The sequence below is a fragment of the Reyranella sp. genome, assembly GCF_036558665.1.
In the GTDB taxonomy this organism is placed as follows: domain Bacteria; phylum Pseudomonadota; class Alphaproteobacteria; order Reyranellales; family Reyranellaceae; genus Reyranella.
Window position 1 is genome coordinate 1 of sequence record NZ_DATBFE010000151.1, and the last position, 15,144, is coordinate 15,144.

19 protein-coding genes are annotated in these 15,144 nt (G+C 65.9%); 11 read left to right on the forward strand and 8 right to left on the reverse strand.

The window, feature by feature from the left end:
- The first annotated feature begins 81 nt into the window (after positions 1–81).
- Together metX and metW are read left to right on the forward strand one after the other, a co-directional pair.
- Positions 82–1,230, forward strand: a complete 1,149-nt coding sequence (metX, locus tag VH499_RS21610) for a homoserine O-acetyltransferase MetX (protein WP_332054885.1) — start codon at positions 82–84, stop codon at positions 1,228–1,230.
- A complete protein-coding gene (gene metW / locus VH499_RS21615; protein WP_332054833.1) occupies positions 1,227–1,835 on the forward strand; it encodes a methionine biosynthesis protein MetW in 609 nt (202 codons plus the stop codon). Before metX ends, metW begins: the two co-directional genes overlap by 4 nt.
- A gap of 38 nt (positions 1,836–1,873) precedes the next feature.
- Here the strand turns inward: metW and VH499_RS21620 are convergent, their stop codons facing one another.
- The 4 genes from VH499_RS21620 to VH499_RS21635 are packed head-to-tail and all read right to left on the reverse strand — an operon-like array spanning position 1,874 to position 4,514.
- Entirely contained in the window at positions 1,874–2,317 is a 444-nt protein-coding gene (locus VH499_RS21620) for a GNAT family N-acetyltransferase (protein ID WP_332054834.1), read from the reverse strand.
- The gene (locus VH499_RS21625; RefSeq protein WP_332054835.1) at positions 2,310–2,813 is read right to left on the reverse strand and encodes a YbaK/EbsC family protein; all 504 of its coding nucleotides are present in this window, start codon (positions 2,811–2,813) and stop codon (positions 2,310–2,312) included. Before VH499_RS21625 ends, VH499_RS21620 begins: the two co-directional genes overlap by 8 nt.
- The gene (locus VH499_RS21630; protein WP_332054836.1) at positions 2,803–3,735 is read right to left on the reverse strand and encodes a DUF1932 domain-containing protein; all 933 of its coding nucleotides are present in this window, start codon (positions 3,733–3,735) and stop codon (positions 2,803–2,805) included. Before VH499_RS21630 ends, VH499_RS21625 begins: the two co-directional genes overlap by 11 nt.
- Positions 3,735–4,514: a class I SAM-dependent methyltransferase gene (locus tag VH499_RS21635; RefSeq protein ID WP_332054837.1), complete on the reverse strand. Its 780-nt coding sequence runs from the start codon at positions 4,512–4,514 to the stop codon at positions 3,735–3,737. The genes VH499_RS21630 and VH499_RS21635 overlap by 1 nt, the downstream gene beginning before the upstream one ends.
- A gap of 113 nt (positions 4,515–4,627) precedes the next feature.
- Between VH499_RS21635 and gloB the strand changes: the two genes are divergently transcribed.
- Positions 4,628–5,404, forward strand: a complete 777-nt coding sequence (gene gloB, locus VH499_RS21640) for a hydroxyacylglutathione hydrolase (RefSeq protein ID WP_332054838.1) — start codon at positions 4,628–4,630, stop codon at positions 5,402–5,404.
- Between the two features lie 109 nt (positions 5,405–5,513).
- A complete protein-coding gene (locus VH499_RS21645; protein WP_332054839.1) occupies positions 5,514–6,347 on the forward strand; it encodes a hypothetical protein in 834 nt (277 codons plus the stop codon).
- A gap of 16 nt (positions 6,348–6,363) precedes the next feature.
- Here VH499_RS21645 and VH499_RS21650 read toward each other — a convergent pair whose 3' ends face one another.
- Positions 6,364–7,488, reverse strand: a complete 1,125-nt coding sequence (locus VH499_RS21650; RefSeq protein WP_332054840.1) for an MFS transporter — start codon at positions 7,486–7,488, stop codon at positions 6,364–6,366.
- Between the two features lie 13 nt (positions 7,489–7,501).
- The gene (locus VH499_RS21655) at positions 7,502–8,458 is read right to left on the reverse strand and encodes an alpha/beta hydrolase (protein WP_332054841.1); all 957 of its coding nucleotides are present in this window, start codon (positions 8,456–8,458) and stop codon (positions 7,502–7,504) included.
- Between the two features lie 232 nt (positions 8,459–8,690).
- Here VH499_RS21655 and VH499_RS21660 point away from each other — a divergent pair, with 232 nt between their 5' ends.
- The 3 genes from VH499_RS21660 (at position 8,691) to VH499_RS21670 (ending at position 11,692) form a co-directional block, all read left to right on the forward strand.
- Complete coding sequence (locus tag VH499_RS21660; RefSeq protein WP_332054842.1) at positions 8,691–9,635, forward strand: DUF2333 family protein; 945 nt, start codon at positions 8,691–8,693, stop codon at positions 9,633–9,635.
- A gap of 311 nt (positions 9,636–9,946) precedes the next feature.
- Positions 9,947–10,501 carry a NifU family protein gene (locus VH499_RS21665; protein ID WP_332054843.1) on the forward strand — a complete coding sequence of 185 codons (555 nt, stop codon included), beginning with the start codon at positions 9,947–9,949 and terminating at the stop codon, positions 10,499–10,501.
- A 108-nt stretch (positions 10,502–10,609) separates the two neighbouring features.
- On the forward strand, positions 10,610–11,692 hold the full coding sequence (locus VH499_RS21670; RefSeq protein ID WP_332054844.1) for a glucosaminidase domain-containing protein: 1,083 nt from the start codon (positions 10,610–10,612) through the stop codon (positions 11,690–11,692).
- A gap of 5 nt (positions 11,693–11,697) precedes the next feature.
- Here the strand turns inward: VH499_RS21670 and ddpX are convergent, their stop codons facing one another.
- Complete coding sequence (ddpX, locus tag VH499_RS21675) at positions 11,698–12,264, reverse strand: D-alanyl-D-alanine dipeptidase (RefSeq protein ID WP_332054845.1); 567 nt, start codon at positions 12,262–12,264, stop codon at positions 11,698–11,700.
- A 56-nt stretch (positions 12,265–12,320) separates the two neighbouring features.
- Here ddpX and tsaB point away from each other — a divergent pair, with 56 nt between their 5' ends.
- Together tsaB and rimI are read left to right on the forward strand one after the other, a co-directional pair.
- Positions 12,321–12,998 carry a tRNA (adenosine(37)-N6)-threonylcarbamoyltransferase complex dimerization subunit type 1 TsaB gene (gene tsaB / locus VH499_RS21680; protein WP_332054846.1) on the forward strand — a complete coding sequence of 226 codons (678 nt, stop codon included), beginning with the start codon at positions 12,321–12,323 and terminating at the stop codon, positions 12,996–12,998.
- Positions 12,995–13,465: a ribosomal protein S18-alanine N-acetyltransferase gene (gene rimI, locus VH499_RS21685; RefSeq protein WP_332054847.1), complete on the forward strand. Its 471-nt coding sequence runs from the start codon at positions 12,995–12,997 to the stop codon at positions 13,463–13,465. The genes tsaB and rimI overlap by 4 nt, the downstream gene beginning before the upstream one ends.
- On the opposite strand, the gene VH499_RS21690 is transcribed toward rimI, so the two are convergent.
- Positions 13,466–13,714: a sulfurtransferase TusA family protein gene (locus VH499_RS21690; protein WP_332054848.1), complete on the reverse strand. Its 249-nt coding sequence runs from the start codon at positions 13,712–13,714 to the stop codon at positions 13,466–13,468. It lies immediately after the preceding gene.
- A 47-nt stretch (positions 13,715–13,761) separates the two neighbouring features.
- Here VH499_RS21690 and VH499_RS21695 point away from each other — a divergent pair, with 47 nt between their 5' ends.
- Positions 13,762–14,199 carry a Fur family transcriptional regulator gene (locus VH499_RS21695; RefSeq protein ID WP_332054849.1) on the forward strand — a complete coding sequence of 146 codons (438 nt, stop codon included), beginning with the start codon at positions 13,762–13,764 and terminating at the stop codon, positions 14,197–14,199.
- A gap of 66 nt (positions 14,200–14,265) precedes the next feature.
- Positions 14,266–15,108 (forward strand): GNAT family N-acetyltransferase, encoded by an 843-nt coding sequence (locus tag VH499_RS21700; RefSeq protein WP_332054850.1) that lies wholly within the window; start codon positions 14,266–14,268, stop codon positions 15,106–15,108.
- Positions 15,109–15,144: the final 36 nt, after the last annotated feature.

Here is a 15,144-nt window from a genome sequence, read left to right on the forward strand (position 1 = left end):
CGCTAAAAGGTCGGAGTGCTCGAAAAAGCCCCCGCCCTTCAGGTCGGGGGCTTTTCGTTGGAGCGGAACGTGCTCGAGGACCTGACCGAAGCTGAACGCAAGGCGCTCGCCCAGTGCCGCCACGCGGTTCTGGGAAGCGACCGACCCCTGCTGCTCGATTGCGGAGTCGAACTCGGCCCGTATCGCGTGGCGTACCAGACCTACGGGACGCTCAATACAGACAAGTCCAATGCGATCCTGATCTGCCACGCCCTCACGGGCGACCAGTTCGTCGCCGAGCAGCATCCGGTGACCCGCCGCGACGGCTGGTGGGAGAGCCTGGTCGGGCCGGGCAAGGTGCTGGATCCCGCACGCTACTATATTGTTTGCAGCAACGTGCTGGGCGGCTGCATGGGCACCACGGGCCCGCTGGCCAAGGATCCCGGCACCGGCCAGCCGTGGAACCTGCGCTTCCCGGTGGTGACGATCGGCGACATGGTGCGGGCGCAGGCCGCCCTGCTCGACCATCTCGGCATCCCTGACCTGTTCTGCGTGATCGGCGGCTCGATGGGCGGCATGCAGGTGCTGCAATGGGCGGCGAGCTTCCCCAAGCGGGTCTTCTCTGCCGTGCCGATCGCCTGCGCCGCGCGCCATTCGGCGCAGAACATCGCGTTCCACGAAGTCGGCCGCCAGGCGATCATGGCCGATCCCGAATGGAAGGCGGGCGACTATCGCCTCCATGGTACGGCGCCGGAGCGCGGGCTCGCGGTCGCGCGTATGACCGCGCACATCACCTACCTCTCGGAGCTGGCGCTGCAGCGCAAGTTCGGCCGCAACCTGCAGGACCGCAATGCGCTGGGCTTCGGTTTCGACGCCGACTTTCAGGTCGAGAGCTATCTGCGCCACCAGGGCTCGACCTTCGTCGACCGGTTCGACGCCAACAGCTACCTCTACATCACCCGCGCAATGGATTACTTCGACCTCGCGGGCCAGCATGGCGGCGTGCTGGCCAATGCCTTCAAGGGCACGGCGACACGCTTCTGCTCGATCTCCTTCACCTCGGACTGGCTGTTCCCGACGCGCGAGAACCGCGCGATCGTGCATGCGCTGAACGCCGTGGCCGCCAACGTCTCGTTCGTCGAGGTCGAGACCGACAAGGGCCATGACGCCTTCCTGCTCGACGAGCCCGAGATGTTCCGCACGCTGCAGGGCTTCCTGCAGGGCGCCGGTTCCGCGCGGGGGTTGAAATGAGCACCGCGCCGATTCGCGTCGACCTGCAGCTGATCGCCGACATGGTCCAGCCCGGCGGGCGGGCGCTCGATGTCGGCTGCGGCGACGGCGCGTTGCTGGCCTATCTCATGAACTTCAAGCGGGTCGATGCGCGCGGCATGGAGCTCAGCCAGGCCGGCGTCAACGCTTGCGTCGCCAATGGGTTGTCGGTGATCCAGGGCGACGCTGACACCGACCTCAGGGACTATCCCGACGACGCCTTCGACTACGTGATCCTGAGCCAGACGCTGCAGGCGACGCGCGAGCCGCGCGAGGTGCTTCGCCAGATGTTGCGCGTTGGCAAGCGGGCGATCGTCTCCTTTCCCAATTTCGCCCATTGGCAGGTGCGGCTGCGCCTGGTGTTCGGCGGCCGCATGCCCGAAACCGTCTCGCTACCCTACAAATGGTACGACACGCCCAACATTCATCTCTGCAGCATCGACGATTTCCGTGCGCTCTGCCGCGACATGGGTGTGCATGTAGAGCGCGCCATCGTGCTCAACAGCAAGAGCCGGCCCATCCATATGCCGCCGTTGCTCGCCAACCTGTTCGGCGAGCAGGCAGTGTTCATGTTGCGACGGGATTGACCTTCGGAGCGGCCACTCCAGTGGGATGCGCTCCAAAGTCAGGGCGCCGGCGGTCTCTCGAACAGAACATCGTGCTCACCCTCGCCGATCGGGAGGAAGCCGTGGCGCAGGTAGAAGCGGTCGGCCGGGCTTTGCTTCAGCACCTCGAGGCGCACCGGCTTGCCGAGTGCATCCGCTTCGGCGAGGAGCGCCCCGAAGATTTGTGAACCAAGGCCCGCCTTCTGCAAAGGCGCAGCCAGGTAGAACGAATCGATGGTCACGAACGCGGGCCCGACGCGGAAGGCGACGCAGCCGGCGCGCTTGCCTTCCACCAGGATCAGGCGAAGGCCGGGCTGATCGAAATGGCCGCGGAAGATGCGCCGCGAACGCTCGGAAGTGAAGCGGCCGACCCGCTCGAGATGTTCGCGCATCACCGCGACGCGAAGCGCCAGCAGCGGCTCGAAGTCGGCCTCGGTGATCGGGCCGAAGCACCACTCAGGCACGGTCCGAAATCCTCGCCACGAGCGGCCTGGCGATGGCGAGCCATTGTTTCGTGTCGAGTTCCATCGAGCGATCGAGTCGACCGGCATTGAAGAACAGCGTCCCGTTCGCCAGGAGATCCTCCTCGACGACGATGGCGAGGTCAGAAGTGAGCACGAAGGGCGGCACCGCGCCCATGGCGCATCCAGTCAACGCCTGCGCCGTGTCCGGTGAGGCGAAGCCGCACTTGCGCGCCTCGAACAGCGAGGCCACGGCGTTGAAATCGAGCTTGCGATTGCCGGGCAGGACGGCGAGCGCATGGCGCCGGCCGCCGCCGCCGCCGCGCAAGTCGAGCACCATCGCCTTCGCGGCCTGTTCCGGCCGATTGCCGCGGATCGCGCTTATCTTCCCCGAGCGACCTTCCGCTTCGTGCTCGATCACGCGGAATTCCGCCTTCGCCTCGGTCAGCAGTGCGACGAGCCGGTCGAAGACGTCGCCGCTTGGCACGTCACCGGCCACGGACGACCTTTTCCGACAGGATCGCGAGCGCCTCCTCGAGGCCCGGCACCTTGCCGTCGGCGGGCGCGACACCGGCATCGACGGTGCGGCGATGGCTTCGCTCTATCGTCTCGGTCATCAGAGGCGCGACTCCGGTCTCGCGCAGTGTTCTCGCCACCAGGCCCATCTCCTCCCAGCGCCGATGGGCATGCACGACGTGCGTCTGCACCAGCATGGCGATGAAGTCGCGCAAGGGCATCGAGTCGGCATCGGACAGGCAGCCCAGCACCTCCTCGAGAAGGCCCTGGCGTTGCGCGGCGACCAACGCCTCCACGCCGAGCGCTTCCAGCCCCTTCACCAGCGTGCTGCGCAGCATCTTCACCGAGGAGGCGCTGCCGGGCCTGGCGCCGAGCAGCCTGGCATCGAAGCCGCTGGCATTCATCCATTCGACCATCGGCGCTGCATCCTCGCCTGCGACCAGCATGGGTGCCTTGATGCCCTGCTTGAAAAAACCGCCCATGACGGCAACGTCGACATAGGAGCCGCCGGCTTGCTCGATCGGAGCGCGATCCTCGTCCGACATGCGGCCCGTCACGGTGCAGAGGTCGAGATAATGGGCACCATTCTTGAGGAGGGGCGCGGCCGCCGTCGCGGCTTCCAGAGCATGCTCGCCCGGCACGGCGCAAATGACGAGATCGGCTTCACGCAGCGCCTCAGTATAAATACCAGCAATCGCGACCTCGAGCCGTCGCGCTTCCTTGCCAAGCGCTGCGCCGCGCGCATCCTGATCGAGGGCGGTATCGATCGCGATCAGACGGCGCGGTTCGTTGTCACCGGCCTTCGCCCCTCCGCGCCAGCCACCCTCGGCGGCGAGGCCGCGCGCGATGGCCGAACCTGCCTCGCCGAAGCCGAGCAGGGCGATGACGCGAGGCGAGATCGGCATCAGGAGGCGGGCGCCTCGCCGTCCTTGTTGTGGGCGTTGCGCGCGGCATGGCCATCGCGTTGCGAGGCGATGCGCAGCTTGGGCCGGACTACGGCAAGCGCCGGCGTATGCCGCTCGGCGATGCCGGCATAAAGCTGCTTGCCGGCCTCGATCACGTTGACGCCCGCGAAGCGGCCGAGCCAGCGCCGGCCGAAGCGCTCGACCGTGGGCGCCATGCGCAAGGCAAGCCGCGAATGGGTGGGCGGCATGTAGAGCGCCCGTGTCTGGCGCAAGGGCGCGAACATGTTGGCACGCAGGAGACCTGCGACCTGACCGGCCGAATAGGGGTGGCCCTGGTAGAACGGCGTACGGTCGATCTGCGACCAGAGACCTGCACGTGTCGGAGCCACGGTGACCAGCCGCCCGCCGTCGGCCATCACACGCCAGATCTCGCGCAGCATTGGCCGTACCTGCTCGGTGCATTCGATGGCATGGACCAGAAGGACGCGATCGACCGAGCGGTCGGGCAACGGCAGATCCATCTCGTCGATCAACGCGGTATGGTTGTGGCCCTCGCGCGGCCAGCGCGTCACGCCTTGTTGTGCGGGCATGAAAGCCATCACCCGCATTGCCTCGTCCATGAACGGTCGGAGGAACGGAGCGGCGTAGCCGAGCCCCAGCACCGTCTCGCCGCGCACGGTCGGCCACACCTCGCGCAGCCGGCCGCGCAACAGGCGGACCGTCATCTGGCCGAGCGTAGTGGCGTAGAATTCGTTGAGATCGAGGACGTCCGTCCACATATCGGTATCCTAGCAGAAACCTCGCCTTGGAGGGCCATGGAGAGGCCGTGGCCGGCGCAAGGGAGCTTTGCTAGCGTTGCACCCCAAAACCGCACCCTCACAGCGAGCGTCCCGTGACCACTATCCTGGAAATCGTCCGAATTCCGGTCCTCAGCGACAACTACGTCTGGCTAATGCGCGAACCGCAGTCTGGTTGCGTGGGCGTGGTCGATCCCGCCGTCACCGGGCCCGTCCTGGCCGAGGCCGAGAAACGGCGCTGGCAGATCACCCATATCCTGAACACCCACCATCATGGCGACCATGTCGGTGGAAATCGCGAAATCAAGGCGGCGACCGGCTGCACGATCGTGGGGCCCCGCCGCGATCGGGCCCGCATTCCCGGGATCGACGTCGAGGTGGACGACGGCGATCGTTACCCGTTCGGCGAGGCCGAGGCCGAGATCTTCTTCGTGCCAGGCCATACCAGCGGTCATATCGCCTACGCGTTCCGCGACCAGCGCGCGCTCTTCTGCGGCGACACGCTGTTCGCTCTGGGCTGCGGCAAGATGTTCGAGGGCACCCCCCAGCAGTTCTGGACATCGCTCAGCCGGTTGCGTGCCCTGCCCGACGACATGCGGGTCTATTGTGCTCACGAATACACCCAGTCCAATGCCCGCTTCGCCTTGACCGTCGAAACCGGCAACCAGCAGCTCGTGGCCCGATCGGCCAGCATCGATGCCGCCCGTGCGCGCGGCGAAGCCACCGTGCCCTCGCTGCTTGGCGAGGAGAAGCAGACCAACCCGTTTCTGCGCGCCGACATCCCGTCGGTCCAGAAGGCTGTCGGACTGCCGGGCGCCGACCCCGTCCAGGTCTTCGCGGAGGTCCGCCATCGCAAGGACGTGTTTCGCTAGTCTCGCCCCTCCCTGCGAGTACAAGCCGGGAACGTACGGTGACAAAAGTGAGTCAATGACGCCGCAGGTGGCGGACTTTGCGAGATCGTGGGCCGGGAACGTGTAAAAAATGATCGTGCCCTTTCCGGGCCGCGATTTCGAGGCGATGGGTGCGGCTAGATACAAGTATTTGACGGTTGTTCTCGCTTTGACGCTCGTCGTGGCGGCCGTCGTGCTGTTCTCGGTCCTGGTTCCGATGCGGGGAATGATCTGCACCCGGAACGAATTCACCGGCCAGGCGACGTGCGGCTCCTACCCGATCGCCCTCGTGGTGATCTGGAACGCGATGAAATCGGTCAACGATTTCGGTCCGGCGATCGCGGCCATCGCCGCCATTTTCGTCGCCTGTTTCGCCTTCGCACTGCTGCGTACGGCCGAGGCCTTGCGCGCAGCGACCGACAAATTGTGGTCGGTGTCCAAGGAACAGGTGACGATCACGAGCCGTGCCCTCGGTGAACTGGAACGGCCCTGGGTGTTCGTCGATATGTCGCCGTGGATCCATGCGTCCGACGGTCACTACAGCGTTCCGCACGTGCGCTTCACGGTCATCAACTACGGACGGGCGCCCGCCATCGTCCAGTTGATGGATGCCGCTTTCAGCACCGGCCTGCGCCCGGCGGTGAGGCTGCGTGACTACGACCATCTCAGCGGCACCGCACTCGGCGAAGGCCGGGAATGGAAGGATTGTGTCGCCACTCTCGACGAGGAACTGCGCAGCCGGCTCCGCCAGGAAGGGCCGCACATGGTTCCCGCCTTTGAGGACGAGAACCTGTTCTTCACGGTGCGCGTCGAATACACCGATGCACCCGGTAATCCGCATGTCAGCCGCTTTGGCTGGCGTTTCGATCCCGCCGCCGGTCACTGGATCGGCCTGCGCGATCCCGACTGGTTCTTCGCCGATTGAGGACGAACCCCGGCATCTACCTCCGCACCAGACATGCCCAGGCGCTCACACCCAATGCCAGGGCGAGGGCGGCGTAGAGCGGGGTCTGGGGGATGTGCAGGAAAAGCCACGGCGCGGTGAGAGGTCCGACAGCCGCGCCGAAGTCACGCCAGGTGGAATAGCTCGCCTGTGACGAGAGCACGCCACCCTTTCCACGCGCAATCACCAGCACTGGAACGAGCGTGTTGAACATGCCGCGCGTCATGACGGTGAGCAGTGCGCCGGCCACCTCGTAACCGGCCGCGATCATGCCAAAGCCCGCGACCAGCACGACGCCGTTCACGATCGCCGCACGCCGCGCGCCGAAGCGATCGCCGACCCAGCCGCCGACCGGGCCGGTCGTGATCTCGACCAGCCAGCGCAGTGCCAGCAGCATGGCCGTCGCCAGCACGGGCTCGACGGAGGTGATGGAATCCTTCATCAGGAAGGCGAGCGTCAGCAGGAAGACGCCGTCGCCCGCAAAGCCGAGCATGAAGCCCCATACTTCGAGGCGATGCGGGACCGGCAGTCGGAAGCCCCTGGTGCTGGCCGGCTCGGGCGGCAGGCGCGGCAGGGCGAGGGCCGCTGCGAACGCGACGAGGGTGACGCCCCCCAGGATCACGAAGGTCGAGCGGGCGCCCACCTGCAGCACCATCCAGGCCCCGCCTACCAGCGACAGCGCCTGCACGACGCCGATGGCGGCGCGGCTCAAGCCCACCCGCTTGCCGGCATTGGCCCGGTCGCTCACGGCGTAGGCGAGCGTGGCGAGATTGAGCCCGGCGAAGGAGATGCCCCACAGCATACGCGCCGCGATCTGCACGCCGGTGCTCGCAGCCAACCCGTAGAGGGCCGTCGAGATCACCGAGCCGATGGCGGCGGCAATCATCAGCGCATGCGGGCCCAGCCGCTCGCCGAGATGAGCGACGGCGGAATTGGCGAACAGGCGGATCCAGCGGTTGAGCGACAGCAGTACTCCCACCATGCCGAGGCTCAAGCCGAAGTCTTGATGGTAGAGCGGAAGTACGGCGTAGAGCAGGCCATCGCCGATCATCCCGAAGGCGATCACCAGGCCCGGCAGCGCCATGCCGACGGGAACGTCGCGCGACGGCGCCGTCGTCGTCATGGGCGGCGGTCGTTCACGCCTGGCCGCGCAGCACCAGCGCCTCGCGCAGCGCGCCGGCGCAAATCGCCGCCCCGCGCCGCGCGCCGTGCAGCAGCATGGGCGAGGAGAGGAAGCCGTGCAGCATGCCGCCGAACTCGACCAGGTCGGCCACCGTGCCGTCCTTCTGCAGCCGCCACGCATAGGCGCGGCCTTCGTCGCGCAGCGGGTCGTAGCCGGAGGTGATCACCAGCGCTGGCGGCAGGCCGGCCAGCGATGGCGCGCGCAGAGGCGAGACACGCCAGTCCGCGCGCGCCGCCTTGTCGGGGGTGTAGTGATCGAAAAACCATTCCATGGCTGGCGCGTCGAGACCGTAACCTTGATGGAAGAGCCGATAGGACTCCGAACGCGCTGCGGCATCGGTGACGGGATAGGCGAGAAGCTGCATTCTGAGCTTGGGCCCGCCGTTGTCGCGCGCCCAGATCGAAACTGCGGCGGCCAGATTGCCGCCAGCGGAATCACCGCCGATCGCCAGACGGCTGACGTCGATGCCAAGGGCAGCTCCATTGCCGGCAACCCACTTCAGCGCCGCCGCGACATCGTCGAAGGCCCCTGGAAAGCGCGCCTCGGGTGCAAGGCGATAGTCGACGGCGACCACGGTGATGCCGGCATCGAGCGCAAGCTGGGCGCAGAGCACGTCGTGGCTGTCGAGATTGCCGAACACCCAGCCCCCGCCGTGAGCATAGACCAGCGCCGGCAGATGCGTGTCGCTTGCTGCCTGCTCGGGGCGATAGAGGCGGAGGGGGAGCTTCCCGGCTGGACCCGGGATCGACCGGTCGGCGACCATGACGCCGTCAGGACGTGGCCCCTGCGCGTTGGGTCTGAGCGCCAGATACTGCTCGCGCGCTGCCTCGGGGGAGAGCGTGTGCCAGGCGGGCCGGTTGGCCGCCGCCATCAGGTCGAGCAGCTGCTGGGATTCAGGATCGAGCGCCATTTCCTTCCGACTCCGTTCATTGCAGTCGCGTCACGAAGCTACTGTAGACAGTCTCTGCTGCACGGGAAATCGCGCCAGCTCGACTTGCAGAAGGGGCTCGCCGGCGAGGCGGGACTGTTTCGTCATCGGGTGAATGTTAAGGTGCGCCATGACCTTCGAACCGGATCAAGGGGCGGCGCCGGCGCCGGCATCGCGCTGGCGGCGGACGTGGGACGGATTGCGGAGCTTTCGCTTGCGACGACCGCACGTCGGCGCCGCGCCAGGCCGGCGATCGGTCTGGAAATGGGCGGCCTGGACCATCGTCATCCTGCTGGTGCTCTACTTCCCGGTCGGCGCGCTGTTCGTCGAGAACATCGACGACGATCCGCAGTTCGGTCCCCAGAACGTGGCGGCCGGCGAGAGCCGCGCCGTGGCGCTGGCGGCCGATCTCGTCACGCGTGAGGTCGATGTCCACACTTGGGCGCCGATGCAGCCTTTCTTCCTGCCGGCCGGCATCCTCGACAACATGCCGAACTTCCAGCGGGGCATCATGGCGGCGCTGGGCCGGTTCGCCACGGAGATGATGGATCAGGTCGGTCGCACGCGAGGTTCGAGTCAGGTCGACCGTGATCTCGAGCAGGCGCGTGGTTTCCTGAACGAGCAGCCAAACGTCTGGATCTGGCAGCCCAGCGTCTCGCTGATGCCGTCCGCCACCTCGGCACAGAAATTCCGCGCCGGCCGGGAAAAGCTGATCGCCTACAACAAACGGCTGGCGGCGGGACAAGCCGTGTTCGAGCGCCGGTCCGACAATCTGCAGGCGCTGATCGACCGCATCGCCAACGATATCGGCTCGGACTCGGCGGTGATCGACCGGCATGTCATCGAGCAAGCCGGCAACCTGTTCGACCTCCAGTGCGATGACATCTTCTATTTCAACAAGGGCCGCCTCTACGCCAACTATCTCCTGCTGCGCGAGCTCGGCACCGACTTTCAGAACGTGGTTCGCGACCGCGACCTCACCAACCCCTGGAACCAGATGGTTGAGACCTTCCGCGTGGCTGCCGAGCTTCATCCATGGATCGTTTGGAACGGTTATCCCGACGCCTTGCTGGTCCCCAATCATCTGGCCGCCCAAGGCTTCTATCTGCTGCGCGCCCGCACACAGCTTCGGGAGATCAGTGGCATCTTGCAGAAATAACCCTGTCCATTGGCGCGCTTATCGTGCAGAAAGTTGTGCGACGTTTTTCCAGCTGACGCCTTGGAACCTTGGTTTGCAATGCGCACCGCGGATTTGACGATGAGGAGGCAAATACGTCTTACGCAATTGTAATAACTATCAAATAATAGATAGTTCCATAATATTTATACATAGACACCCAAGAATGAACTTGATCATGGCATTTTGCGTTCTTACGTCCAGCGAACGAACAGGGGATGGAGACGTCCTATCCCCAACCTGAACGACGCCGAGCGGACCTGCCGCCCTACGCGTTCGACAAGGAGGTAGGTTTGTTTATCCAGACCGAGCAGACGCCGAATCCGTCGACCCTGAAGTTCCTTCCCGGCCGTGTGGTCATGGAGAAGGGCACGGTGGATTTCGCCGATGCCGATGCAGCTCAGTCATCGCCGTTGGCCAAGCGGCTTTTCGCAGTCGAGGGTGTAGAGCGTGTGTTCCTCGGCGCCGATTTCGTGACCGTCAGCAAGGCTTCGGATAAGGACTGGCAGATGCTGAAGCCCTCCATCCTGGGCGGCATCATGGAACACTACACCTCCGGCGAGCCCGTGATCGCCGGTGAGTCGGGCTCCGCTGCCCATGGCGCGACCGACGAGGACGACGAAGTCGTCGCCCAGATCAAGGAACTTCTCGAAACGCGCGTGCGTCCAGCCGTGGCCCAGGACGGCGGCGATATCGTGTTCCAGGATTTCCGGGATGGCGTGGTCTACCTGCACATGCAGGGATCCTGCTCGGGCTGCCCCAGCTCGACGGCCACGCTCAAGATGGGCATCGAGAACCTTCTGAAGCACTACGTGCCGGAAGTGGTCGAGGTTCAGGCGGCCCTGTAGGCCGGCCCAAGCCCAAGCGCAAAGCGTACAGCGTAGAAGGGTCGCCGTCCCGCAGCCGGGACGGCGGACGGTAGCTCGTTGTCTCGAACAACTACCGAAGAGCGAACCATGCAGTCGTCGATCCGCCATTATGCATTCCCGGCCGTCTGGGTCGCCGTGTTCGCCACGGGAGTGAGCCTGCACCACCCGGTACCGCCCGCTGATGCAATGGCCCTTCTGTCCGCCCGAATTGGTCCGCCGGCGGATCCCGCCGATCCGCCGAGCTTCCTCACCGACACGCCCTTCCCGAAGCAGCTGGCCTTCGTTGTGCCGGCGCCATCCGATGCCGAGCAGGTCATGCAGACCGCGGCGCGCGATTCCTTTCCCGGCGGCCATGGCCGCTTTGCCGCGCCCGGCAACGCCGTGCGTCGCCAGGTCCAGTTGCGTTCGATCAATGCGCGCACCGCCGACGAATTGGCCGGTGCCTTCCGCGAGGTTTCCTACACCTTGACCGACGTGCGGCAGGGTGAAGCGGTTCCGCCGATCAAGGTCGAGAAGGTTCCGGACGACCTCGGTACCAAGGACGGCGCCCTGCGCAAGGTGCTCTTCATCACCGCGCTCCTGCCGGTGATCCTCGAGGTCAATCAGCGCGTGCTGGCGGAGCGCGACCAGCTTCTCTACTTGCGCAAGAAGATCCAATCGGGCCTCGGCCTCTCGCCGGACGAAGGCATCTGGCTCGATGGGCTGGCCGAACGCTACGGCACCACCTCGGCCGATCTCGATCAGCTCGTGCGGCGGGTCGACATCGTGCCACCGTCGATGGCGATCGCGCAGAGTGGCGTCGAATCCGGCTGGGGTACGTCGTTTGCCGCTCGCGAGGGCAATGCCCTGTTCGGCCAGATCCAAGCCTCGGGCCAGCATGCCGTGACCGTCTCCTGGCGGCCGGGAAGCGGCATGCCGCAGCCCTTCGCCAACATCGGCGAAGCGACCGAGGCCTATGTGGCGAACCTCAATTGCCATCCGGCGTATGGCGCGTTCCGCGCCGAACGGGCGGCGATGCGCGCGCGCGGGCAGACCCTCAGCGGCTACAATCTGATCGGCCAGCTCGCGCGCTATTCGGAGCTTGGTCAGAGTTATGTCGAGTTCGTGCGCGAGATCATGCGCGAAAACGATCTCGGCGACTTCGACAAGGCAAAGCTCTCGAGCTTCTGAATTCTTCAGCGCGCCTGCATCATGGACCGCGGCAGGTCGGCATCGGCGATCAGCGGATAGCGTCGTGCATCGAACAGCTGATAGTGCCACCATTCGTTGCGGTAGAAGTCCCATCCGGCGGTGGTCATGAGGCCGATGAGCATGAGCCGATTGCGCTGCGCCTCGGGCGTGATGTCGGTCCGGCCGTGATGCGACAGCGGCGTGAAGGCGTCGAAGCCCGTACCCATGTCGAGCTCCCGGCCGTCGGCGTCGAGCAGCGTGAGATCGACCGCGACGCCGCGCGAATGCGGCGAGCCGCGCCGGGGATCGGCAAGGAATTCCGGGTCGGGCCTCGCGTTCCACAAAACCCACTGCGCCTCCACCGGCCGCAGCGCGTCGAAGATGCGCAGGCGATAGCCGAGCGGCCGTGCGAGTGCGACCGCCGCCGCGAGCCTTTCGGCCGCGACGGGGTGCAACCAGCATTCGGCATTCCGGTACACCGGGCGGCCCGTTAGATTGGCGTCGGTCGAATAGGCCAGCGTCACATCGACATCGAAGTCGGGCGGGGCGATTGCAACCAGATCGAGCTTCATGACTGCACAATGCCCAGCCGCGCTGTCGAGCGCCAGCGATCGGCGGACTGCCTGAGATGACCCTTGTGCTCTCGTTCGACTGTGCCGTGATCGGTCTCGGCGTGGCTCTCCTACGAGGGGGCGACGTCCTGGCTGTTCATCGCGACCAGGATCGCGAGCAGGCGGCGCGCCTCTTGCCGGTGATCGCTGGGATCTTCGACACCGCGCAAGCCGATCGCCGCGACGTGTCCATGATCGCCGTCACCATCGGGCCGGGCAGCTTCACCGGCGTGCGCGTGGGTCTCGCCGTCGCGCGCGGGCTTGCCCTCGCCCTCGACGTCCCGCTTGCAGGGATTTCCACGACCACGACGTTGCTTAATCAGCTGCCAAAGAGTTCGCGCCTCGCCGTGGCGGCGGTCGACAGCCGGCTCGGCGACTGGTTCTGTGCCTTGGGCGAGAAGGACAAGACGCCGTTCCTTGCAACGACATCGAAGCTCGTCGAGAGGCTGCGGGGTCGGCCGTGTGTCGTCATCGGCCCACCGGCGGCCCGCCTTGCGGCCGAACTCGTCGCGTCAGGCATCGATGCGAAGGCCGAGGTCGTCTTGCCCGATCCGGTCGTGCTGGGGCGCCTGGCGGGCGAGCGGGGCGTCGAAAGCTGGCGGGCGCGCAACCGCGACGAGGGACTGCCGCGTCCGCTCTATCTGCGCGGCGTCAACGTCACGCTGCCGGACGGCCAACGGCGGACCGTCGATTGACTGCTGCCTACTCGCACCGGCCGCTGGGAGCGCTCGATCTCGACCTCGCTTCCGCCCTTCACGCCGAGGCGTTCGCGCCACTGGGAGAGCGCGGCTGGACGCGGCGGGAGATGGCCGAGCTCCTTGCCGCGCCCGGGGTCGCCGGTCTCGTGCTCCAGAGCGGCCGAAAGGAGGTCGGCCTTGCGCTCTGGCGCGTCGCGGCCGACGAGGCCGAGCTGCTGACCGTCGCCATACGGCCGGATTGTCGGCGTCGCGGGGCGGGTCGCGCCTTGGTGGAACTGGTTGTCGCGCTCGCGCGCGAGCGCGCAGCGGGCAGCCTGTTTCTGGAGGTCGGCGCCGACAATGCGGCGGCCCTCGCCCTCTATCGTGCGATGGGATTCCGGCAGGTCGGACACCGTTGCGCCTACTACCGCCGGGTCGACCGGCCGGCCGCCGATGCGATCGTTATGCGCCTCGGTCTCGATTGATCAGCTACGGCGAATAGTCACGATATGGTCATCCCCCTCGGGTACGATCCCCAAAATGATGTGACCTTCCTCACGCGCCGCGCGAGGAACGTTGCGCAGCGGCTCCTCTCCCCGCAGGCGTACGCTCAGCACCTCGCCCGGCCGCATGCGCTCCAGCCGCAATTTGGTGCGCACGAAGGTCATGGGACAGACTTCGCCGGTGATGTCGATCACCTGGCCGCCCGTGTCGGACATCGGGGGATTGGACATGCTGCCAAACTATACCGCGCCTGTTGCCCGGTGTAGGCTATCCCGAGATGCCTGACCAGAAGTCGAAACTCGAAGCGTTGTGCGCCGAGCGCGGGCTCAAGATGACGGACCAGCGCCGCGTCATCGCGCGCGTGCTCTCCGAGTCGTCGGATCATCCGGACGTCGAGTCGCTGCACAAGCGCGCAACCGCGGTCGATCCGAACATCTCCATCGCCACGGTGTATCGAACCGTACGGCTGTTCGAGGAAGCGGGCATATTGGCCAAGCACGACTTCGGCGACGGACGCGCGCGCTATGAGGAGACGCCGAGCGAGCACCATGATCACCTCATAGACGTTCAAAGCGGCAAGGTTGTGGAGTTCCACAACGACGAGATCGAGGAGCTGCAGCGACGAATCGCGGAAAAAGCCGGATATCGGCTTGTCGGGCACCGTCTGGAGTTGTTCGGTGTTCCCCTGGACGCCAAATCCGACCCTCAAAAATGAGTGGACGCAACGTTTGCCACCCCGATAATGGGCTCATGATCGGGGCGGCCCCCTTGCGGATGACGCATGCGCATTGACCGCGCTGACAGCGAAGCCGAACTCCTTGGCCCTCCCATCTCGAATGCGGAGATCGTCAAGGTCGTCGCGGGCGATTTCGAGGTTCGACTCGCCCAGACGGTGGCGGAGGTCGATGCCGCCCAGGCATTGCGTTTCCGCATCTTCTACGAGGAGATGAAGGCCAACCCGACGCCCGACATGGCGCGTTTGAAGCGCGACTTCGATGCCTACGACGACGTCTGTGATCATCTGCTGGTGCTCGACCGGCGGCGCGGTGAGGGGCCCGAGGGCATCGTCGGCACGTACCGCCTGATCCGCCGCTCGGCGGCGGCCAAGCTTGGCCGCTTCTACTCGGCTGCCGAATACGACGTTACCCCGATGGTGAACTATCCGGGCGAGGTGCTGGAACTCGGCCGCTCCTGCATCGCCAAGGATGCGCGAAACACTGCAACTATGCAGATGCTGTGGCGCGGCATCGCGCTCTATTCCTTCCACTACAACATCCAGGTGATGTTTGGTTGCGCCAGTCTGCCGGGCACCGAGCCCGCGCACGACGCGCTGGCGCTGAGCTATCTCTACCATCACCATCTCGCACCGCCCGAGATTCGTGTTCGTGCACTGGAGAGCCGCTACATCAAGATGGACATGCTCGAGCCTGGCAGCTACGAGCCGCGCAAGGCGCTGGCGCGTGTCCCGCCGCTGATCAAGGGCTATCTCAGGCTGGGCGGCTTCGTGGGCGACGGCGCCGTCATCGACCCCGAATTCAACACGACCGACGTCTTCATCATCGTCAAGACCGAGCTGGTGACGGAGAAGTACATCCGCCACTACGAACGCGGGATGCGCGACTAGAGCTGGCGCTTCGACGCGGCAATGTGGCTCGGCTCC

Bases quoted from the DNA above. Each gene is read 5' to 3' on its own strand.
- VH499_RS21690 (WP_332054848.1), bottom strand. From the start codon at position 13,714: ATGTCCAATCCCCCGATGTCCGACACGGGCGGCCAGGTGATCGACATC.
- tsaB (WP_332054846.1), top strand. From the start codon at position 12,321: ATGACCCTTGTGCTCTCGTTCGACTGTGCCGTGATCGGTCTCGGCGTG.
- VH499_RS21670 (WP_332054844.1), top strand. From the start codon at position 10,610: ATGCAGTCGTCGATCCGCCATTATGCATTCCCGGCCGTCTGGGTCGCC.
- VH499_RS21700 (WP_332054850.1), top strand. From the start codon at position 14,266: ATGCGCATTGACCGCGCTGACAGCGAAGCCGAACTCCTTGGCCCTCCC.
- metW (WP_332054833.1), top strand. From the start codon at position 1,227: ATGAGCACCGCGCCGATTCGCGTCGACCTGCAGCTGATCGCCGACATG.
- VH499_RS21650 (WP_332054840.1), bottom strand. From the start codon at position 7,488: ATGACGACGACGGCGCCGTCGCGCGACGTTCCCGTCGGCATGGCGCTG.
- VH499_RS21635 (WP_332054837.1), bottom strand. From the start codon at position 4,514: ATGTGGACGGACGTCCTCGATCTCAACGAATTCTACGCCACTACGCTC.
- VH499_RS21655 (WP_332054841.1), bottom strand. From the start codon at position 8,458: ATGGCGCTCGATCCTGAATCCCAGCAGCTGCTCGACCTGATGGCGGCG.
- VH499_RS21695 (WP_332054849.1), top strand. From the start codon at position 13,762: ATGCCTGACCAGAAGTCGAAACTCGAAGCGTTGTGCGCCGAGCGCGGG.
- VH499_RS21630 (WP_332054836.1), bottom strand. From the start codon at position 3,735: ATGCCGATCTCGCCTCGCGTCATCGCCCTGCTCGGCTTCGGCGAGGCA.
- VH499_RS21645 (WP_332054839.1), top strand. From the start codon at position 5,514: ATGATCGTGCCCTTTCCGGGCCGCGATTTCGAGGCGATGGGTGCGGCT.
- ddpX (WP_332054845.1), bottom strand. From the start codon at position 12,264: ATGAAGCTCGATCTGGTTGCAATCGCCCCGCCCGACTTCGATGTCGAT.